Annotated in this window: 19 protein-coding genes; 14 read left to right on the plus strand and 5 right to left on the minus strand. The window is 62.6% G+C overall.

All coding sequences use genetic code 11. The annotated features are described in order from the left end of the window. The first annotated feature begins 43 nt into the window (after window positions 1–43). From AC1D1L_RS26840 to AC1D1L_RS26885, 10 genes are all read left to right on the plus strand, one after another. Window positions 44–1,354, plus strand: coding sequence for a replication-associated recombination protein A (locus AC1D1L_RS26840; protein ID WP_477344298.1), 1,311 nt, complete (start codon window positions 44–46; stop codon window positions 1,352–1,354). A 165-nt stretch (window positions 1,355–1,519) separates the two neighbouring features. Further along, entirely contained in the window at window positions 1,520–2,350 is an 831-nt protein-coding gene (locus tag AC1D1L_RS26845) for an aspartyl/asparaginyl beta-hydroxylase domain-containing protein (RefSeq protein ID WP_112562348.1), read from the plus strand. 31 nt (window positions 2,351–2,381) lie between these two features. Beyond that, window positions 2,382–2,768 (plus strand): fluoride efflux transporter CrcB, encoded by a 387-nt coding sequence (gene crcB, locus AC1D1L_RS26850; protein ID WP_477344299.1) that lies wholly within the window; start codon window positions 2,382–2,384, stop codon window positions 2,766–2,768. A gap of 125 nt (window positions 2,769–2,893) precedes the next feature. Continuing rightward, a complete protein-coding gene (locus AC1D1L_RS26855) occupies window positions 2,894–3,265 on the plus strand; it encodes a CrcB family protein (protein ID WP_352586163.1) in 372 nt (123 codons plus the stop codon). After that, the gene (locus AC1D1L_RS26860; protein ID WP_477344301.1) at window positions 3,262–3,600 is read left to right on the plus strand and encodes a DUF190 domain-containing protein; all 339 of its coding nucleotides are present in this window, start codon (window positions 3,262–3,264) and stop codon (window positions 3,598–3,600) included. Before AC1D1L_RS26855 ends, AC1D1L_RS26860 begins: the two co-directional genes overlap by 4 nt. 63 nt (window positions 3,601–3,663) lie before the next feature. After that, window positions 3,664–4,644, plus strand: coding sequence for an RluA family pseudouridine synthase (locus AC1D1L_RS26865; protein ID WP_142865539.1), 981 nt, complete (start codon window positions 3,664–3,666; stop codon window positions 4,642–4,644). Beyond that, window positions 4,645–4,845, plus strand: coding sequence for a hypothetical protein (locus tag AC1D1L_RS26870; RefSeq protein ID WP_477344302.1), 201 nt, complete (start codon window positions 4,645–4,647; stop codon window positions 4,843–4,845). Next, window positions 4,842–5,756 carry a DMT family transporter gene (locus AC1D1L_RS26875; protein WP_477344304.1) on the plus strand — a complete coding sequence of 305 codons (915 nt, stop codon included), beginning with the start codon at window positions 4,842–4,844 and terminating at the stop codon, window positions 5,754–5,756. The genes AC1D1L_RS26870 and AC1D1L_RS26875 overlap by 4 nt, the downstream gene beginning before the upstream one ends. A gap of 11 nt (window positions 5,757–5,767) precedes the next feature. Beyond that, window positions 5,768–6,559: an ATP12 family chaperone protein gene (locus AC1D1L_RS26880; protein ID WP_477344305.1), complete on the plus strand. Its 792-nt coding sequence runs from the start codon at window positions 5,768–5,770 to the stop codon at window positions 6,557–6,559. Window positions 6,560–6,739: 180 nt separating this feature from the next. Next, a complete protein-coding gene (locus AC1D1L_RS26885) occupies window positions 6,740–8,626 on the plus strand; it encodes an MFS transporter (protein WP_477344306.1) in 1,887 nt (628 codons plus the stop codon). A 97-nt stretch (window positions 8,627–8,723) separates the two neighbouring features. Here the strand turns inward: AC1D1L_RS26885 and AC1D1L_RS26890 are convergent, their stop codons facing one another. Next, window positions 8,724–8,921 (minus strand): DUF2735 domain-containing protein, encoded by a 198-nt coding sequence (locus AC1D1L_RS26890; protein WP_352558808.1) that lies wholly within the window; start codon window positions 8,919–8,921, stop codon window positions 8,724–8,726. 318 nt (window positions 8,922–9,239) lie between these two features. Here AC1D1L_RS26890 and AC1D1L_RS26895 point away from each other — a divergent pair, with 318 nt between their 5' ends. Next, window positions 9,240–10,280: a glutamine synthetase beta-grasp domain-containing protein gene (locus tag AC1D1L_RS26895; protein ID WP_477344307.1), complete on the plus strand. Its 1,041-nt coding sequence runs from the start codon at window positions 9,240–9,242 to the stop codon at window positions 10,278–10,280. Between the two features lie 129 nt (window positions 10,281–10,409). Here the strand turns inward: AC1D1L_RS26895 and glnA are convergent, their stop codons facing one another. Together glnA and AC1D1L_RS26905 are read right to left on the minus strand one after the other, a co-directional pair. Further along, the gene (gene glnA / locus AC1D1L_RS26900; RefSeq protein WP_112562341.1) at window positions 10,410–11,819 is read right to left on the minus strand and encodes a type I glutamate--ammonia ligase; all 1,410 of its coding nucleotides are present in this window, start codon (window positions 11,817–11,819) and stop codon (window positions 10,410–10,412) included. Window positions 11,820–11,895: 76 nt separating this feature from the next. Then, window positions 11,896–12,234 carry a P-II family nitrogen regulator gene (locus AC1D1L_RS26905; protein WP_006205430.1) on the minus strand — a complete coding sequence of 113 codons (339 nt, stop codon included), beginning with the start codon at window positions 12,232–12,234 and terminating at the stop codon, window positions 11,896–11,898. Between the two features lie 379 nt (window positions 12,235–12,613). Here AC1D1L_RS26905 and AC1D1L_RS26910 point away from each other — a divergent pair, with 379 nt between their 5' ends. Continuing rightward, window positions 12,614–14,137 carry an NAD(P)H-hydrate dehydratase gene (locus AC1D1L_RS26910; RefSeq protein WP_477344310.1) on the plus strand — a complete coding sequence of 508 codons (1,524 nt, stop codon included), beginning with the start codon at window positions 12,614–12,616 and terminating at the stop codon, window positions 14,135–14,137. Next, entirely contained in the window at window positions 14,134–16,134 is a 2,001-nt protein-coding gene (locus tag AC1D1L_RS26915) for a hypothetical protein (protein WP_477344311.1), read from the plus strand. The genes AC1D1L_RS26910 and AC1D1L_RS26915 overlap by 4 nt, the downstream gene beginning before the upstream one ends. Window positions 16,135–16,160: 26 nt before the next feature. Here the strand turns inward: AC1D1L_RS26915 and AC1D1L_RS26920 are convergent, their stop codons facing one another. Next, entirely contained in the window at window positions 16,161–17,693 is a 1,533-nt protein-coding gene (locus tag AC1D1L_RS26920; protein ID WP_477344312.1) for an acyl-CoA carboxylase subunit beta, read from the minus strand. Between the two features lie 381 nt (window positions 17,694–18,074). Here AC1D1L_RS26920 and AC1D1L_RS26925 point away from each other — a divergent pair, with 381 nt between their 5' ends. Next, window positions 18,075–19,511 (plus strand): DEAD/DEAH box helicase, encoded by a 1,437-nt coding sequence (locus tag AC1D1L_RS26925; protein WP_477344313.1) that lies wholly within the window; start codon window positions 18,075–18,077, stop codon window positions 19,509–19,511. Window positions 19,512–19,610: 99 nt separating this feature from the next. On the opposite strand, the gene AC1D1L_RS26930 is transcribed toward AC1D1L_RS26925, so the two are convergent. Beyond that, entirely contained in the window at window positions 19,611–20,585 is a 975-nt protein-coding gene (locus AC1D1L_RS26930) for an alpha/beta hydrolase (RefSeq protein WP_477344314.1), read from the minus strand. Between the last annotated feature and the right edge of the window lie 7 nt (window positions 20,586–20,592).

Consider the following 20,592-nt stretch of genomic DNA (forward strand, 5'->3'; position numbering starts at 1 on the left):
GGCGCTCTTCCCATCTTGAGGGTCGTCCAACAAAAAGACTTGCATGGCCGATCTGTTCAGCGTCGATGAACCGGAAAGAGCGCCACCCGGCCGGCCGCTCGCCGATCGGCTGCGCCCGAAAAACCTTGGCGAGGTCGTTGGCCAGGAGCATTTGACCGGGCCCGATGGCGCGCTGACGCGGCTGATCAATTCCGGCTCACTCGGCTCGATGATTTTTTGGGGGCCGCCGGGAACAGGCAAAACAACCGTTGCGCGGCTGCTGGCCGGCGAGACCAGTCTTGCCTTCGAGCAGATCTCGGCGGTGTTTTCTGGCGTCGCCGACCTGAAGAAAGTGTTCGAGGCGGCAAAGCTGCGCCGCGCCAATGGCCGCCAGACGCTGCTGTTCGTCGACGAGATCCATCGCTTCAACCGCGCCCAGCAGGATTCTTTCCTGCCGGTCATGGAGGACGGCACGGTCGTGCTGGTTGGCGCCACCACCGAGAATCCCTCCTTCGAGCTCAATGCGGCGCTTCTATCGCGGGCGCGGGTGCTGGTGTTCCATTCGCTGGGCGAGGAGAGCATCGCCAAACTGATGACGCGAGCGGAGGAGACCGAGGGCAGGGCGCTGCCGCTCGACGATGAGGCGTTGGCGATGCTCATCCGCATGAGCGATGGCGACGGTCGTGCCTCGCTGACCTTGGCCGAAGAAGTCTGGCGCGCCGCCAAACCTGGCGAAGTTTTCGACCCCGAAGGGCTGCAGCGCATCGTCCAGCGCCGCGCGCCGATCTACGACAAGGGCCAGGACGGCCATTACAATCTGATCTCGGCGCTGCACAAATCGGTGCGCGGGTCCGATCCCGACGCGGCCCTCTATTATCTTGCCCGCATGTTCGATGCCGGCGAGGATCCGCTCTATCTCGGCCGCCGGCTGGTGCGCATGGCGATGGAGGATATCGGGCTGGCCGACCCGCAGGCGCTGGTCGTGGCCAACGCAGCCAAGGACGCCTATGACTATCTGGGCTCGCCCGAAGGCGAGCTCGCCTTTGCCGAGGCGACCGTCTATCTCGCCACCGCGCCCAAATCCAACGCCGTCTACACCGCCTTCAAGGCGGCCACGCGGGCGGCGAAGGAGTTCGGTTCGCTGCTGCCGCCCAAGCACATCCTCAACGCGCCGACCAAGCTGATGAAAGAGGAGGACTACGGCGCCGGCTACCGCTACGACCATGACCAGCCTGATGCCTTTTCCGGCCAGGACTATTTTCCGGAAAAGATGGGCCGGCAGACCTTTTACGATCCGCCTGAGCGCGGCTTCGAGCGCGACATCCGGAAACGGCTGGACTATTGGGCGAAGCTGCGCAGCGAGCGGGAAAAATAGGCTTGCGCGCGCCTGTGGTTTGTCGCCCACCCCAGCGCCGCGCGATGGCATTGTGCGTGGGGACAAAAGACCCTATCAAGGCGCACGGCCTCGGGGGTGGCCGTCGCCAAGATGCTTGGCGATTGTCGTCGCAACAGGAATCGCGCCCGACGGCGCGAGAAAAAAATGAAAAAATCCCTTCGCAAATCCCTTCGCCAGGCTGTGATTGCGCTGCCGCTGCTTGCGCTCGGCTTCTATTTCATCCCGATCCTGACTACGATCTGGATCGTCTGCGGCCTGATCGATGTGCTGCGCAACGCCAACAAGGACCTGTCGCTGTTGCGCGGCTATTTCCTCGGCAACGGCATTTTCACCTGGCTGCTATCGCCCTTCAACCTTCTGGTCGACCTGCTCTGCTACCGGAACCCGGGCGTGTGGAAGCTGGAGCAGTTTCCCGCCGACTATCAGCGCGAGGTCAACGAGGTTCTCGACGTCTTCAAGGCGCGCAAGGACGAGATCATCGCCGATATCGACGCCAATTTCGGCACCGGCCGTCGCGGCATGTATGTCTATCAATGGTACGGCAAGCACAAGATCGACAACGTCGCTGAATTCAACAAGGATTTCAAATACATCAAGACCATTGCCGTCTCGGTCTTCAGGGGCAAGGAATCGACCTCCTGGCATTTCGGACCGCTGCGGCTCAGCCTGCGCATCCTCTACAATCTCCTGCCGGTGAAGGCAGAGGTTTTCGTCGAGTGCAACGGCGCCAGAAACTACTGGCACGACAACCCGCTCTATATTTTCGACGACACGCTGCTGCACCGCTCGGTCAACGAATATGACGGGCGCCGCTACTGCGTGTTCATGGACATCATCCGTCCGTCCCCATTCCCCGGCTTCATCGCCGGCCTTCTCGCCATCGTTTCGGTCACCGTCGAGCGCATCAATTCCATGTTCTACAAGAACTGGAAGATGATCGGCTCGAGCAAGGCAAAGAAGGTCGAGACGACCTGACGCGTAGTCTTGACCGGCGAGAGGGAGCGCGATGTATCACCTGTTGCTTGTCTGTCTTGGCGGCGCGATCGGCGCGGTTGCCCGCTTCTTCCTGTCCGGCTTCATCGCCCGCCGGGTCGGCGAGACCTTTCCCTGGGGTACGATGGTCGTCAACGTCTCGGGGGCGTTTGCGATCGGCGTCATCGCGCATGCCGTGGCGCGCGACGGAATGCCCGGCATCTGGGCCTTTGCAGTTACCGGCTGCCTCGGCTGCTATACCACGGTCTCTTCCTTCAGCCTGCAGACGCTGGCGCTGGCGCGCGAGGGTGAATGGTTGCGCGCCGGCGGCAATGTGCTGCTTTCGGTTGTTCTGAGCCTCGGCGGCGTTACGCTGGGCTTTGCCGCGGGAAGTCTCCTGATCGGCAACGGGGCGCCATGAGCAGTCCGCGGAAGCTTCGCTCCGGCGGAACGGACGCTGCCGCGGCAGGGCACGCGGCGCGCCTCATTGGCTGGCGCAAAACGAGCGAAACGGTTCGGATCTATGCTACCGTGGCAGCCGGCAGCATGATCGGCGGCGTGCTGCGGGCGCTTGTCTCATTGGCGAGCGATGCCTTGTGGGGCAGTGGATTCCCCTTCGGCACACTCCTCGTGAATATTGTCGGCTCATTCCTCATCGGCTTCTATGCTACATTGACGGGGCCGGAAGGCCGCGTCTTCGCCAGCCCGTTGCAGCGCCAGTTCTTCATGGCCGGCTTCTGTGGAGGCCTGACGACCTTTTCCGCGTTCAGCCTTGAAACGCTCATCCTCGCGCAAGGCGGGGAGCTTGTGGCGGCGGGGCTCAATATCGCGATCTCCGTGGTGGCGTGGCTTGCCGCCGTCTGGCTTGGCCACATCTGTGCAATGCGCCTCAACCGACTGAGAGGGTCCGGGCAATGAAAATACCGACACAGGCGCAATTGCTGCGCATATTCATCGGCGAGAACGACAGGGCAGACGGCCGTCCGCTGTATGAGGCAATCGTGCTCAAGGCTCGCGAAATGCAGATTGCCGGCGCGACCGTCCTGCGCGGAGCGATGGGGTTCGGCCATTCCAGCCGGCTTCATACCACGAAGATCCTCCGTTTGTCGGAGGATCTGCCCCTTGTGATCGAGATCGTCGATGGCGCGGAAAAGATAGCCGCTTTCCTGCCAATACTTGAGACAATCATGACAAGCGGTCTGATCACGCTGGAGAAAGTTCAGGTTCTGCAATATGGAACCGACAACGAATGACCCAGTATGAGGTTGCGGGTGTCGGCGAATGCCGTTGCATGCCGCGGAACGGCGATTGGAATTATGGCAGGCGTTGAACAGATCACAGTAGAGGCCGGCGAGGCGGGCATGCGGCTCGATCGCTGGTTCAAGACCCATTTCCCCGGCCTCGGCTTCGGCCATCTGCAGAAGTTGCTGCGCTCCGGCCAGATCCGTGTCGATGGCGGCCGGGTCAAGGCCGACAGCCGTGTCGAGCCCGGCCAGGTGGTGCGCGTGCCGCCGCTCGAAGTCGACAAGAAGGGCGAGAGCGCGCTTACCGGTCACTCGATCCGCAATCAGGGCGACGCCGATGTGCTGGCCAAGATGCTGATCCACGAAGACCCGAAGGTCTTCGTCTTCAACAAGCCGGCTGGCCTGGCCGTGCAAGGCGGCTCGGGTGTTACCCGCAATGTCGACGACATGCTGGAGGCATGGCGCAGCCAGAAGGGCGAGAAGCCGCGCCTGGTGCACCGGCTCGACCGCGACACGTCGGGCGTGCTGGTGGTTGCCCGCACCAGGCTTGCGGCGATGAAGCTCTCCGAGTCCTTTCGCGCACGTGAGACCAAAAAGACCTACTGGGCGCTGGTCAAGGGCGTGCCGCCCAAGCGCGAGGACAAGATCTCGACCTGGCTGATCAAGGAGCCGACCGAGGACGGTGATCGCGTGCGTGTGGCCGCCCATGGTGAAAAAGGCGCCGACCATGCCGTGTCCTACTACCGGATCATCGAGCAGGCGGCGCAGACGATGACCTGGCTGGAAATGGAGCCCTACACCGGCCGCACCCACCAGCTTCGCGTTCATGCCGCCTATATTGGCTGCCCGATCATCGGCGACCCCAAATATTTCGAGGCCGACACCAATTGGGATTTCCCGGGCGGCATTCAAAACCGCCTGCATCTGCACGCGCGCCGCATCGTCATTCCGCACCCGGACAAGGGCGTCATCGACGTCACCGCGCCGATGCCGCCGCATATGCGCCAGAGCTGGAACCTGATCGGCTTCGACGACGCCAGTGCGGAGGACTGAATGAGAGAGTTCATTGTTCAGTTCATCTACTGGCTGCCACTTTTTGTGATTTTTGTCGTCTGGCTGGCTTTCACCAGCGGCGCTGCCCGACGTCAGAGATCGATGGCCGAGATCGGCCGCGAGAACACTGAAGCGGTCAGGCAAAATACCGACGCGCTGAAAGCCCTGTTGGCGAAGCTGGACAGTCAACCGAAACAATGACCGCCTCAATTGCATTGGATCGCCGCGACGCGGTCGATTTGGCGGCTGCTGCAATCATGGTCGGGCTGACCTTTTCCTGGGGGCTGAACTATGTCGCCGCCAAGATTTCCTATGCCGGCTTCGACCCTGTTTTCGTCTCGATCGCACGCTCGATCATTGGCGGGCTTTGTGTCCTCGGCTGGTGCTGGCTGCGCGGCATCAGGCTGTTCATGGCCGACGGGTCGCTGGTCGCAGGCATCATTGTCGGCGTGCTCTTCGGCGTCGAGTTCCTGTGCCTCTATATCGGGCTGGAATACACGACCGTTGCCCGCAACACGCTGCTGGTCAACACCATGCCGTTCTGGGTCCTGATCGGCGGCCATTTCCTGCTTGGCGAACGCATCAATGCGAGGAAGCTTGGCGGGCTCGTTCTTGCCTTCTGCGGCCTGGTGGCGGTGTTTTCCGACGGGATTGTCGGTGGCAACAAAGTGACTCTGATGGGCGATCTGCTCAGCCTCGGCTCCGGCATCCTTTGGGCGGCGACCAGCATCGTCATCAAGCGTTCGAAACTGGTAGAGACCAGTGCCGAGAAATTGCTGCTTTATCAGCTCGCCGGTGCGGCCATTGTCGGTGTCCTGGTGATGCCTTTCGCCGGCCCGCCGATCCGCGACGTCACTGCCTTGCCGACATTGGCGCTGCTGTTCCAGTCGCTCTATATTGTTGCCTTCACCTATGTGCTGTGGTTCTGGCTGCTCAGGCGGTATCCGGCATCGGGCCTGTCGAGCTTCGCCTTCCTGTCGCCGGTGTTCGGCGTCCTGTGTGGCGCTATTATTCTGGGCGAGGCGCCGACAGTCAGGATTTTTGTGGCGCTTGGGTTGATTGCCGTCGGTCTCATCATGGTCAACCGGCCGGCAAAGCAGCTACCTGGATAGAAAGTTCTACCATGCGCGACATCCTCAATGATTTCGAAGCAGGCAAGCAACTGTCCGATCCGGATCCGGTGCGCCGCGCCCAGATCCAGATGAAGACGCACCTGCCGAAGCGTTTCTACAAGGACGTTTCCGTCGTGCCGGTGGACGACGGCTTTGCCGTGCATCTCGACGACAAGCCGGTGCGCACGCCGGGCAAGGCGCTGTTGGCGCTGCCGACCGAGACGGCGGCACAGTTGGTAGCCAGCGAATTCGCAGCGCAAGGCGAGACCATCGATCCCGTCACGATGCCGGTGCTGCGTCTGGTTAACACCGCCATTGACGGCGTCGCCAGCGACCCGCAGGCGGTGCTGGAGGACGTGTTGCGTTTCGCGTCGTCCGATCTCACCTGCTACCGCGCCGACGCGCCGCAGGGGCTGGTCGAGCGCCAGAACCAGCATTGGGATCCGGTCCTCGACTGGGTGAGGGCGACATTAGGGGCTCGGTTCAACCTCGCCGAGGGCATTATCCATGTCGAACAGCCGCGCGAGAGCATCGCGGTGCTCGGCGCCCATCTTGCCCAGCGCGTCGAGCCGCTGCGGCTGGCCGCAATCCATGTCATGACGTCGCTGACCGGGTCGGCGCTGCTGGCGCTTGCGGTCGACTACGGTGCGCTCGATGGCGATGCGGCTTGGGCCGCCGGCCATGTCGATGAGGATTGGCAGGCCGAGCATTGGGGCCAGGATGCAGAGGCGGTGGCACGCCGCTCGGCCCGCAAGCGCGACATGATGGCCGCCGTCAGCCTGCTGGAAGCGCTCAAAGCCTGATCTCCAGTCTTTGCCGCACTGCACCTAATACGAAAGTCATAAACCCAAGGTCTCTCTGCCTCCGGCTGCCGCTTTCTGTCATTTTTTACGTCGATGGCCGGGCTGAGTCGCGTTCAGAGGGAACGCCGACCGTGACGCCCGGCATCGAAGACAGACGGGATCTCACGGGAGGACATTTCCATGGCAATGGCATCGACCGCCGGCGGAAGCAGCCGCGGCATGACGCGAGAGGAGAAGAAAGTCATCTTCGCCTCGTCGCTCGGCACCGTTTTCGAATGGTATGATTTCTATCTCTATGGCGCATTGGCGGCCGCGATCGGCAGCACATTCTTCGCCACTTATCCTGAGGCGACGCGCAACATCTTCACATTGCTGGTTTTCGCCGCCGGCTTCCTGGTGCGTCCGTTCGGCGCGCTGGTGTTTGGCCGCATCGGCGATCTCGTCGGCCGCAAATACACATTTCTCGTCACCATCACGATCATGGGCCTGTCGACCTTCCTGGTCGGCCTGCTTCCCGGCTCTGCGAGCTGGGGCATTGCGGCCCCCATCATCCTGGTTGGGCTGCGCATGCTGCAGGGTTTGGCGCTCGGTGGTGAATATGGTGGTGCGGCGACCTATGTCGCCGAACATGCTCCCGACGACCGCCGCGGGTTCTATACGTCGTGGATCCAGACGACGGCGACGCTTGGCCTTTTCCTGTCGCTGATCATCATCCTGATCGTACAGAATTCGCTGAGCAAAGAGGATTTCACGGCCTGGGGCTGGCGCATTCCATTCCTGGTCTCGGCCATCCTGCTCGCCATATCGGTCTGGATTCGCCTGTCGCTTGCCGAATCGCCGACCTTCCAGCGCATGAAGGACGAGGGCAAGGGCTCCAAGGCGCCGCTCACGGAAGCCTTCGGCCAGTGGAAGAATGCCAAGATCGCCTTGCTGGCGTTGTTCGGCTTGACCGCCGGCCAGGCCGTGGTCTGGTACAATGGCCAGTTCTACGCGCTGTTCTTTCTGGCCAATGTGCTCAAGGTCGATCCGCAGTCGGTCAACATCATGATCGCGATTGCGCTGGCGCTCGGCTCGATCTTCTTCGTCGTGTTCGGCTGGCTCTCCGACAAGGTCGGCCGGAAGCCGATCATCATGGCCGGTCTGGCCCTGGCGATCGTCACCACCTTCCCGCTGTTCAAGGCGCTGACCTGGGCCGCCAACCCGGCGCTCGCCACCGCGCAGCAGAACACGCGTGCCACGGTGACCGCTGCACCGGGAGACTGCAAGTTCCAGTTCAATCCGACCGGAACACGCAAGCCTCTCACTTCGTGCGATATTGCGACCGACTTCCTTGCCAAGAGCTCCGTACCCTACGACATCGTTACGACGGCGGCACCGGGAACCGCGGCCAGTGTGAAGATTGGCACCGAAACGGTGGCGTCCTATGATGCCGTGGCAGCCGCGGACAAGGCGGCTTCAAACGATGCTGCCTTCAAGAAGGCGGTCAACCTCGCGCTTCAGGACGGCGGCTATCCGCTGAAACGTGCTGCCGCCAAGGTTGCCGACCAAAAGCTCGACGCCTTTGTCGCGGCCAATCCCGAACTGAAGCTCGACGCGGCAGCCATTCGCGCCGGTGAAAAAGCCACTGTCCCGCTCGCCCAGGCGGTCAAGGACAAGCTGCTGACGGCGGATGACGCCGCCGGCGCCACCGACGTGACGGTCTACAGTGTTCCGGCGGCCGGTGCGTTCTCGATGTTTGCCGACCCGGCAGCCGTGAACTGGGCAAAGGTCATCGGCATCCTGTTCATCCTGGTCGTCTACGTGACCATGGTCTACGGCCCGATCGCGGCGATCCTGGTCGAGATGTTCCCGACCCGCATCCGCTACACCGGCATGTCGCTGCCCTATCACATCGGCAATGGCTGGTTCGGCGGCCTGCTGCCGGCGATCGTGTTCGCGCTCAGCGCCTCCAAGGGCGATATCTATTATGGCCTCTGGTATCCGGTGGTGATCGCGGCGATGTCGCTGATCATCGGCATGATCTTCGTCAGGGATACGCTGGGAACCGACCTGCACACCAAGCAGTAGGCGCTGTTCCTGCGCTCAACAAAAGACCCGGCGCGAGCGATCGCGCCGGGTCTTTCAATGGTCAGGCCTGCTTTCAGCTTGCTAGCCCGGAAAACGGCTAGCTCTTGCGAGGCTGCTCGGCTTCCGCGATGGCGGCCTCATGGTACCAGGCCTCGCCATGACCCAAGGGGTGATCGCGCAATGAGGCAAGCTCTGCCGCGAACTTGGCCTTGACGCCTAAATTTGAGGCAGCCGCACGCGCTGCCAGCGGGAACATCAGGATTTTTGCCGACGGACGGGCTGACGTGATTTCCATTGTCGGTCTCCTTTCTTCTGGAGAGGCTTGGCGATTCATCTTTCCATCAAAGTAGGTCCTGCAATCTGTTTAGGCAAGATGCCTAAAGAAAGATCGGCATTTGCCTGTTATTTAAGCAAAATCTGCCTTTGATCGATCCCGGCGCATTGCTTAGGCGGCTTGGCCGGATCGCCGCGATGAAAGGGCAATTTTGACGCACCCCGCACAGCGGAAATGGCACATGACTTGCATTTTATCGACCGGCAGCCGGTCTGCCGGATGGCTCGGCGCGCGCCGGCGTCATCCAGCTTCGGTGATCAAGCAACGAGAGGCTCTAGAATGACGAAATACAAGCTCGAGTACATCTGGCTCGATGGTTACACCCCGGTCCCCAATCTGCGCGGCAAGACCCAGATCAAGGAGTTCGCCGAGTTCCCGACGCTCGAGCAGCTGCCGCTGTGGGGCTTCGACGGCTCCTCCACACAGCAGGCCGAAGGCCACAGCTCCGACTGCGTGCTGAAGCCGGTCGCCGTGTTCCCCGATCCGGCCCGCACCAATGGCGTGCTGGTGATGTGCGAAGTGATGATGCCCGATGGCGTGACGCCGCATGTCTCCAACAAGCGCGCCACCATCCTCGACGACGAGGGCGCCTGGTTCGGCTTCGAGCAGGAGTATTTCTTCTACAAGGACGGCCGTCCGCTCGGCTTCCCCGAGAGCGGCTACCCGGCCCCGCAAGGCCCCTACTACACCGGCGTCGGCTACTCCAATGTCGGCCCGGTTGCACGCCAGATCGTCGAGGAGCATCTCGACCAGTGTCTCGCCGCCGGCATCAACCATGAAGGCATCAACGCCGAAGTGGCCAAGGGCCAGTGGGAATTCCAGATTTTCGGCAAGGGCTCGAAGAAGGCCGCCGACCAGATGTGGATGGCCCGCTATCTCCTGCAGCGCCTGACCGAAAAGTACGAGATCGACATCGAGTATCACTGCAAGCCGCTCGGCGACACCGACTGGAACGGCTCGGGCATGCACGCCAACTTCTCGACCGCCTATATGCGCGAAGTCGGCGGCAAGGCCTATTTCGAAGCGCTGATGGGTGCCTTCGACAAGAACCTGATGGACCACATCGCTGTCTACGGCCCGGACAATGACAAGCGCCTGACCGGCAAGCACGAGACCGCGCCGTGGAACCGGTTCAGCTACGGCATCGCCGACCGCGGCGCCTCGATCCGCGTGCCGCATTCCTTCGTCAACAATGACTACAAGGGCTATCTGGAAGACCGCCGCCCGAACTCGCAAGGCGACCCCTACCAGATCGCCTCGCAGATCCTGAAGACGATCGCGGAAGTTTCGACCAGCGCCCAGGTTTCAGCGGCGGCTTGAGCATTCGTTGAGGCGGAGACTTGGTCTCCGCCTCAGCCTTCCGACATCTGACGCCAGACATCAGTCGTCTGGTCAAACAAAAACCCCGGCGTCTGCGCCGGGGTTTTTCTTTGTCGCTGAACCGATCGCTCAGACCGAGTAGTACATGTCGTATTCGACCGGGTGCGGGGTCATTTCGAAGCGCATCACTTCGGCCATCTTGAGCTCGATGTAAGAGTCGATCTGGTCGTCGTCGAAGACGCCGCCGGCTTTCAGGAAGCCGCGGTCCTTGTCGAGGCTCTGCAGCGCTTCGCGCAACGAACCGCAGACGGTCGGGATCTTCTTCAACTCCTTCGGCGGCAGGTCGTAAAGATCCTTGTCCATCGGCTGTCCCGGATGGATCTTGTTCTTGATGCCGTCGAGACCGGCCATCAGCATGGCGGCGAAAGCGAGGTAGGGGTTCGCGCCCGGATCAGGGAAGCGGACCTCGACACGCTTGGACTTTGGCGACGAGCCGAACGGGATGCGGCACGAGGCCGAGCGGTTGCGCGCGGAGTAGGCGAGCAGCACCGGCGCTTCATAGCCAGGCACCAGGCGCTTGTAGGAGTTGGTCAGCGGGTTGGTGAAGGCGTTGATCGCCTTGGCGTGCTTGATGATGCCGCCGATGTAGAACAGGCAGCTCTCCGACAGGCCGGCATATTCATTACCGGCGAAGGTCGGCTTGCCGCCCTTCCAGATCGACTGGTGGACGTGCATGCCCGAACCGTTGTCGCCGAAGATCGGCTTCGGCATGAAGGTCGCCGTCTTGCCATAGGCATTGGCGACCTGGTGCACGACATACTTGTAGATCAGCATCTTGTCGGCGTTGCGGACCAGCGTGTCGAACTTGATGCCGAGTTCGTGCTGGGCGGCCGCCACTTCGTGGTGGTGCTTTTCGACGCGCACGCCCATTTCGGCAAGAACGGTCAGCATTTCGGAGCGCATGTCCTGCGCGCTGTCGATCGGCGGCACCGGGAAGTAGCCGCCCTTGATACGCGGGCGGTGGCCGAGATTGCCGGTCTCGTAATCGGTGTCGTCGTTGGACGGCAGTTCGGTGGAGTCCAGCTTGAAGCCGGTGTTGTAGGGGTCGGCCTTGTACTTGACGTCGTCGAAGACGAAGAACTCGGCTTCCGGGCCGACAAAGATCTGATCGCCGATGCCTTCGGCCTTCATGTAGGCCTCGGCCTTCTTGGCGGTGCCGCGCGGGTCGCGGTTGTAGGATTCCCCGGAGACCGGATCGAGGATGTCGCACAGGATGACCATGGTCGACTGGGCGAAGAACGGATCCATATGGACGGTGTCGGGATCGGGCATAAGCACCATGTCGGACTCGTTGATCGCCTTCCAGCCGGCAATCGAGGAGCCGTCGAACATGACACCGTCGGCGAACATGTCTTCCTCGACCTCGATGACATCCATCGTCACGTGCTGCAGCTTGCCCTTCGGATCGGTGAAGCGCAGGTCGACGAATTTCACGTCGTTATCCTTGATCTGCTTCATGATGTCTTTGGCTGTCGTCATGTCATTTCTTCCCTGTCTGATGACGTTTCGAGGAGTTGTCGGAAATCAGATACCGAGATATCTGAAATCAGAAACCTCAGACGGCGTCCATCCCCGTTTCACCGGTACGGATGCGAACCACTTCCTCGATGTTGGAGACGAAGATCTTGCCGTCGCCGATGCGGCCGGTCTGCGCCGCCTTGCGGATGGCTTCGATCGCGCCTTCAACCGCATCGTCGCCAAGCACGACTTCGATCTTCACCTTGGGCAGGAAGTCGACGACATATTCGGCGCCGCGATAGAGTTCGGTATGGCCTTTCTGGCGGCCGAAACCCTTGGCCTCGGTGACGGTGATGCCTTGCAGCCCGGCCTCCTGAAGCGCTTCCTTCACTTCGTCTAGCTTGAACGGCTTGATGATCGCTTCGATCTTTTTCATGTAAAAAGTGGCCTCCACTGCCAAAAAAGACGGGTTGTGCGCCCCGCTTGCGCCTCAATCAAGCACGAACTGTGCCAATTTCAGCCCACGAGAAGCGGTTTCGCGCAATTCCAATGCCGCGCCGGGCCGGGATGCACATTCGCGTCATCCACTGCTTCGGAAGCGGCGCGGGTGTTCGGAGCCTACACATTGCCGCTCCTGACGTCTGCACGATTATTAGGCAGGTCGCGTATTTTGCGGGCGCGCGGATCCGTGGCGCCAGTCTGCGAAAGGATTGGCCGCACGCCATCTCGGCGGCTGGCCGTTTGCCTCGAACCCGAAACTGGACAATGCTCGACCGGGACAAAGAGGCCTTGGGCGAAATGCGGATTGGCAATTCATGAGCAACGAACTCCTGTCGCCGGCCGAGATGGCCGAGGCGGACCGGCTGGCAATCGCCGCTGGTCCGCTCGACGGCTACGGCCTGATGCAGCGTGCTGGCGAAGCGGTCGCTGCCGTGGTCCTGGCGCGCTATCCCGCTTCGAGCCGCGTCCACGTGCTGTGCGGCCCCGGCAACAATGGCGGCGACGGCTATGTCGTGGCGCGATTGCTTGGTGAAGGTGGTGTCGATGTCACGCTGTGGGTGTCCGGTGAGCCGAGGGCAGGCAGCGATGCGGCGATTGCCGCGGCCGAATGCTCGCTGGAGCGCCGGCCCCTGGCGACTTTCGCCGCTGAGCCGGGCTCGTTGATTATCGATGCTCTCTATGGCGCGGGGCTGTCCAAGGACCTCTCGGGTGATGCGGCGCGTGCCGTAGACATTGCCGCCGGCCTGTCTGTCGTTGCCGTCGATTTGCCTTCAGGTGTTTCCGGTGATAGCGGCCACATTCTCGGCGCGGCGTTTCGTGCCGACATCACCGTCACCTTTGCGCGCAAGAAACCGGGGCATCTGCTGTTGCCCGGGCGCGAGCGATGCGGCGAGACCGTCGTCACCGACATCGGCATTGGCGACGACATAATCGCACAGGTCGCGCCGCGCACATTCGAAAACAAGCCGGCGTTCTGGCTCGAGACGTTGCCGGTGCCGGCAGTCGATGCGCACAAATACAGGCGCGGTCATGTCAGCGTCTTCTCCGGCGGACCGTCGGCGACGGGCGCGGCGCGGCTGGCGGCACTTGCCGCTGCAAGAAGCGGGGCAGGGGCGGTAACCGTGCTGTCGCCAGGAAATGCCATGCAGGTCAACGCCGCGCATCTGACCTCGATCATGCTGCGCAAGACCGACGCTATCGAGGACGTGCACGACTTTCTCGGCGATCGCCGGTCGTCGAGCTTCGTCCTCGGCCCGGGCTTTGGTGTCGGTGACAAAGCGCGCGATTTCGTTCTCGCCGTGCTTGCCAGAAAACGGCAGGAAGGCGGTGTCGAAGGGCTGGTGCTCGATGCCGACGGGATCACGTCGTTCCGCAACGCGGCCTCGACGCTGTTCGACGCAGCCGGCAGGCCGGACGCCCCAGCACTGGTCATGACGCCGCATGAGGGCGAGTTCGGCCGGTTGTTCCCCGACACCGCTGGTGACAAAAGCCTCTCGAAGCTCACCAAGGCGCGTGCGGCCGCAGCCCGCGCCAATGCCATTGTCATCTACAAGGGCGCCGACACGGTGATCGCGGCGCCGGACGGCCGCGCGGCAATCAACGCCAACGGGGCGCCATGGCTTGCCACCGCCGGTTCTGGTGATGTGCTGGCAGGCATCATTGCCGGGCTCTTGGCGCAAAGCATGCCATGCTTCGAAGCAGCCTGCGCCGCGGTCTGGATCCATGCGGAAACCGGCAGCCGCTTCGGTCCGGGGCTTATAGCCGAGGATCTGCCGCTGGCCCTGGTGCCGATGCTGCGTGAATTGGTCGAGGCACGGCAGAAGGTGCTGATCGGATGAAGCTTTTCGCGCTCGTCGTTGCCGCCGTAATGGCGCTGTTCGCATCGCACAGCGCGCGCGCCGAGCAGCCGGTGACCATCATCGACGATCCGGCGGTGCTCGCTGCCCTCGATGCCAAGGGTTTTGGTTTCGCCGGCATTTTCGCCGTCGATGGCGAAGACGATCTGAAATCGCTCTACAGCGAGGCGCCGGCCTATCATGCAATCGTAGACATGGTGGCGGCTGACATTGCGGCCCTGCGCGCCGAGATGAAGGCCGGCGGGCGCACGCTCTACGAGGTGACCGATGGCAATGTCGGCCGCATCATGGACATGCGCTGGCTGCAGACCGAGGCCGCGCGCTTCCGCTTGGTCGGTGTCGTCAACCGGCTCGACCGGCGCGATTTCGCTGCGCTGCAAGGCGACAAGAGCTGCGGCGAGGTGCGCTTCATCTACCGCCTGGCCTACAGCTTTCGCAAGAACGGCAAGGTCCTGGCCTCGCGCCTGCCATTCAACTTCAGCGCCGTCTACAGCGTTGAGCCCGATGCCGATGGCGGCTGCGTCGGCGTTGCCGGGCGCTGGACGCCGCAGCTCGACGAAAACGTCGACGCCGGCTGGCTGGCCGGCGGGCCGCTGGCACCGGAGGAACTGACTTTCAAGCAGCTCGAGCTCAACGCGCAAGTGGTGCGCTTTCCCTCGGGACAGGAGACCGAGTTCGGCGGGCAGGCGGCCTATCTCATGCGGATTTTTGGCATCGATGGCGCTACCGTCAGCGAGAAGCCGCTGGAGAACACGCCTGATGTCGCACGGCTCTCGGACGATGCGGCGCTGAAGAAAAGGCTCGCCGATTATGTCAGCGCCAATGTCGCGGCGGTCGATCTCGGCGTCTACGAAATCCCCGACGAGTTTCTGGCGAAGAAGGTGATCTCGTGGTCGACCTTCGGCAGTGCGAGGCAGGCCAACCATCCGTTCACGCCGCTGTTCCAGCCAGCAGATTTCGCCAGCCTCGACTATACGGCGCTGAAACTGGTGCGCACGCCTGAGGCGTTGGTCGAACGGCTGGACAATGGCGCCTGCCAGGGCTGTCACCAAGCGGGCTCCACCGCTGGTTTTCACTTCATCGGCCTTGACGACAAGACGACATCGCCGCTCAACCGCATCGAGGTCGGCATCTCGCCGCATCTCCATGCCGAGATCCCGCGGCGTGAGGCCTGGTTGCGCGCAATGCAGGAAGGCAAGCAGCCGAACCGCTACCGGCCGCTGTCCTTCGCCCCGCCGGCCACCTGGACCGATGCCGGCGATGTCGAGTACGCGCCGGCCGAGATGGCGATGCCGTGCCTGATGCCCGACGACGAAAAACGCTTCGGCGCGACCTGGCAATGCGGCGGCGGCACCATCTGCACGCCGCTGGCGACCGCATCAGGCGTGCGCACCACCCTGGCGCAATGTCTGCTGCCCAAGGACAGCCCAAAAATGTTCTCCGGCCATCCCTGTCTGACCGGGTCGATCGCCAGCAACCCGTCGCAGCCTTTCAACGACCGCTACAAGATCACCGGCCAGTTCGCCGCTTTCGCACCGACCTTTTCGCGGACCGCCTACACATGCCGGCCGCCGAAGATCGGTGTGCCGGCAGGCATCGCCTACAGGGCCTGCGACGACAAGGACCGTAGCTTCGCCGCTTTCAAGGCGGGCAAGCCGATGCCGTCGGGAATTTGCGGGCTGGTCGGCGGCAAAAAGTTCGACACCTGCGTGGCGACCAACAATTTCGATCAGTGTCTCGGCGGCGCGGTCAATCGCGGCAACCGCCCGGCGTGCTCGGCCGATCATTTCTGCCGCGAGGATTACATGTGCCAGTCACTGCCGCCGGACACGCCGGGCGCCGCCAAGGTGAAGGGCATCGGCTTCTGCTCGCCGACCTATTTCATCTTCCAGATGCGCATCGACAACCACGCAACGCCCTGGGCCAGCGCTACCGCAGCTACAAGGGATGCGGGGTTCGGCGCGGCGGAAGAGGAGTAGGGTTTCTCAAGGGTTGTCTGGAAGTATTACAGCGGGATGTTGTCGTGCTTCTTCCAGGGGTTCTGCATGTCCTTGTTGCGCAGCATCCTGAGCGCGCGGGCAATGCGGCGGCGAGTCGAGTGCGGCATGATCACCTCGTCGACATAGCCGCGTTCGGCGGCGACGAAGGGCGACAGGAAGCGATCCTCGTAAGCCTTTGTATGGGCTGCGATCTTTTCGGCATCGCCGATGTCCTTGCGATAGATGATCTCGACCGCGCCTCTCGCCCCCATCACCGCGATCTGCGCCGTCGGCCAGGCATAGTTCATGTCGCCGCGCAGATGTTTTGAGGCCATCACGTCATAGGCGCCGCCATAGGCTTTGCGGGTGATGACGGTGATTTTTGGGACGGTCGCCTCGGCATAGGCGAACAGCAATTTGGCGCCGTGTTTGATCAGGCCGCCATATTCCTGCGCGGTGCCGGGAAGGAAGCCCGGAACATCGACAAAGGTGACGATCGGAATTGAAAAGCAGTCGCAGAAGCGCACGAAGCGCGCTGCCTTGCGGCTGGCGTCGGAATCGAGCACGCCGGCCAGCACCATCGGCTGGTTGGCGACGAAGCCGACGGTGCGGCCTTCGACGCGGCCGAAACCGGTGACGATGTTCTTGGCAAAGCTCTGCTGGATCTCGAAGAAATCGCCTTCGTCGGCGACCTTCATGATTAGCTCCTTGATGTCGTAGGGTTTGTTGGCATTGTCCGGGATCAGCCGGTCGAGCGACAGATCGTGGTCGGTGACCGACTGGTAGCATTCGATCTCGGGAAGCTCCGACGTGTTGGAGGCCGGCAACAGATCGACCAGCCGACGCATCTGCAACAGCGCCTCGACGTCATTGTCATAGGCGCCGTCAGCGATCGAGGATTTTGTCGTGTGGACGGAGGCGCCGCCCAGGCTCTCGGCGGTCACCGTTTCGTTGGTGACGGTCTTCACCACATCCGGCCCGGTGACGAACATGTAGGAGGTGTCGCGGACCATGAAGATGAAGTCGGTCATCGCCGGCGAATAGACGTCGCCGCCGGCGCAAGGGCCCATGATGACAGAAATCTGCGGGATGACGCCGGAGGCCAGGACGTTGCGCTGAAAGATCTCGGCATAGCCGCCAAGCGCCGCCACGCCCTCCTGGATGCGGGCGCCGCCGGCATCGTAAAGGCCGATGATCGGCGCGCGGTTGCGCAGCGCCATCTCCTGCACCTTGATAACCTTTTCGGCATGCGCTTCCGATAGCGAGCCGCCAAACACGGTGAAATCCTTGGCGAAGAGGTAAACCGGGCGGCCGTTGACCGTGCCCCAGCCGGTGACGACGCCGTCGCCGGCGATTTTCGTCTTCTCCATGCCGAAATCGGTCGAGCGATGCTCGACATACATGTCGAATTCCTCGAACGAGCCTTCGTCGAGAAACACCTCGATGCGTTCGCGCGCGGTGAGCTTGCCCTTCTTGTGCTGGGCGTCGATGCGCGCCTTGCCGCCGCCCATGCGGGCGATGTCGCGGCGGCGCTCGAGTTCCTTCAGCACGTCCTTCATCACTCGGTCCCCGGAGAATGGAAGCTGCCTTTGTCGTAATGATGCCTGCAGGCGTGCGCAAGCGCCGCTTCGTTTGCTGCATCGCAACATGACGCCCCTTGCATTCCTGGGCGAACTCAGCCATATGCAGCCCATAGGCGCTTGGGCCGGGAGATTCCGGCCTTCTCGACAAATGAGACTGGTTGCGTCTGTTTTCCCTCTTTCCGGTTGATCGGCAAGGTGGCGAAAGAGCCCCGTGGCATGATGCCTGCGGGCACGACAGCGCAGCCGAGTGGACGTTCCCGTCCGCCCGCCTTGTCGTTTCATATCAATTTTTTCGACGGCAGGTTGCGCCCTGCCGCATCGATGTTTGCGGCTAAGGCCGCGTGAAAGAAGACTATTTTGACCAACGAAAACACTATGACCGGTAGCAACATTGTGACCGGCAACACTGCGGAACTCACCGGTTTCGCAGCCCTTGGAATCACCGGCGCGCTGCTCAAGGCGACGCATGGCGCTGGCTTCACCGAGCCGAAGCCGATCCAGACGCAGGCGATCCCGCCGCAGATGGAAGGCCGTGACATTTTCGGTATCGCCCAGACAGGCTCCGGCAAGACTGCGGCCTTCGCGCTGCCGATCCTGTCGAAGATCATCGCGCTCGGCACAAAGCGCCGGGCCAAGACCACCCGTGCGCTGATCCTGGCGCCGACGCGCGAGCTCGCCGTGCAGATCGAGGACACCATCAAGATCCTCGCCAAGGGCGCGCATGTCTCGACCGCGCTCGTGCTTGGCGGCGTTTCGCGCTTCAGCCAGGTGAAGAAGGTTGCGCCCGGTGTCGACATCCTGATCGCCACGCCCGGTCGCCTGACCGACCTGGTGCGCGAGGGTGACCTCATTCTCTCCGACACCAAATGGCTGGTGCTGGACGAGGGCGACCGCATGCTCGACATGGGCTTCATCAACGACGTCAAGCGCATCGCCAAGGCGACCGCGCCCGACCGTCAGACCGTCCTGTTCTCGGCCACCATGCCCAATGAAATCGCCGAGCTGGCGAAGGGCCTGTTGAAGAACCCGATCCGCGTCGAAGTCGCGCCGCAGAGCACCGCGGCTGCCGAGATCGTGCAAGGCGTCGTCTTTGCCCGCACCAAGCAGAAGCGCCAGGTTCTGTCGACGATGCTCGCCGACGAAGCGATGAAGTCCGTCATCATCTTTTCGCGCACCAAGCATGGCGCCGACCGGGTGACCAAGGACCTTGAGCGCGACGGCTTCAAGGCTGCCGTCATCCACGGCAACAAGTCGCAGAACGCCCGCCAGAAGGCGCTCAACGATTTCCGTGAAGGTTCGGTGCGCATTCTCGTGGCGACCGACATCGCGGCCCGCGGCATCGACGTCCCCGGCATCAGCCATGTGGTGAATTTCGACCTGCCGGACGAAGCGGAAAGCTATGTCCACCGCATCGGCCGCACCGGCCGTAACGGCATGGACGGCATTGCGATCACGCTTTGCGATCCTTCGGAAAACAGCAAGCTGCGCCAGGTAGAGCGCATCATCCGCAGCAAGCTGCCGATCGTTGCCGATCATCTCGGCAGCCCCGATCCGGTGCGCAATCCGGCCGAAAAGAACGAGCGCTTCGAGCCGGCCAATGATCGCAACGACCGCAATGGCCGTCGCGACGGCAGGCGCCCCGGTGGCCAGAACAACGGCTTCGGCAAGAAGCGCTTTGGCGACAAGCCGGCCTTTGCAGGTGCGGGCGAGCGCAAGCCGGAAGGCGCCAAGGCCTTCAAGGGCAACAACAAGCGCCGCTTCGGCGGCAAGCGCCCCGCGGCGCGGGCTGCCTGATCGGACACATCGACCAGGTGCGTCGCCCCTGGCTTGATTACTGACTGTAGACATGAGGACGGCCCGAGCAACGCTCCGGCCGTCCTTTTCGTTTTGCGGCTACTCGGTAATTGCCTTCACCCAGACCACAATCCGCTGCGCCAGAAAAGCCGTGGTCGAGGGCGACAGCGCGTCGCCGGCAATGACGTGGTTGTCCGGATCGCCATTGTCGTCGACCGGCACCAGTTCGTGCGCGGCGCCCCAGCGGCCGGCGATATCGCGGGTGCGGTCTTCGCGCACCACACTGTCCGAATCCGAGAAGATGAACAGGGCCGGTATATCAGCCTTCTCCACCGGTGCTGCGTAGGCGAGCTCGGTCAGTGCCGCCATCGGCAATACGGCCGCCATCGGATAGGTGTGCGTCCAGAGTTTCTCGTGCAGCGCATTGCGGGTGGGAAAGCTGCGCTCCTTGCCGCCGACGAGTTCGGCGATCTGCCTACCCCAGGGCATGGTCAGCAGCTCGGCGCCCGAGGCCCTGACGCCGAAATTCGGCGAGATGAACGCGATTGCGGCGACGCCGTCCGACGCGCCAGGTTCAGTGGCTGCCCATGCCGCCAGCGAGCCGCCGGTCGAGGTACCGATGACGATCACCTTGTCGCCAATGGCCCGGCCGATGGCGAGCGCCTCCTCATAGTCGTTGATCCAAGCGTTGACGCTGCCTTGCGCCATTGCGGCGCCGTCCTGCCCATGGCCGGTGAGGCGGGTGTAAAAGAGGTTGGCGTCGAGCTGGTCGGCGACCTCATCGGCCAGCGGTCGCACTTCGCCCTTCGACGCCGAGAAGCCGTGAATATAGACGATTGCCAGCGGCGTCTTGGCGTGGACCATCGGATCGGCCCAGATGATTTCTTTCTCGAGCCCGTCACGGATGTTGGGGACGGCAGCTTCTTCACGCGCCAGATAGGCTTGCGGATCGTCGCCGATCACCTTGGGATCGAAACGGATCGTGGTGTCGACGGGAGCGCGCGGACCAAGCAGGAAGGCCAGGACAAGGATGACGACGACGCCCAGCACCGCAAGCACGATCCGTCGCCCCATCGCAGAC

The organism is Mesorhizobium sp. P2_D6 (assembly GCF_056404315.1).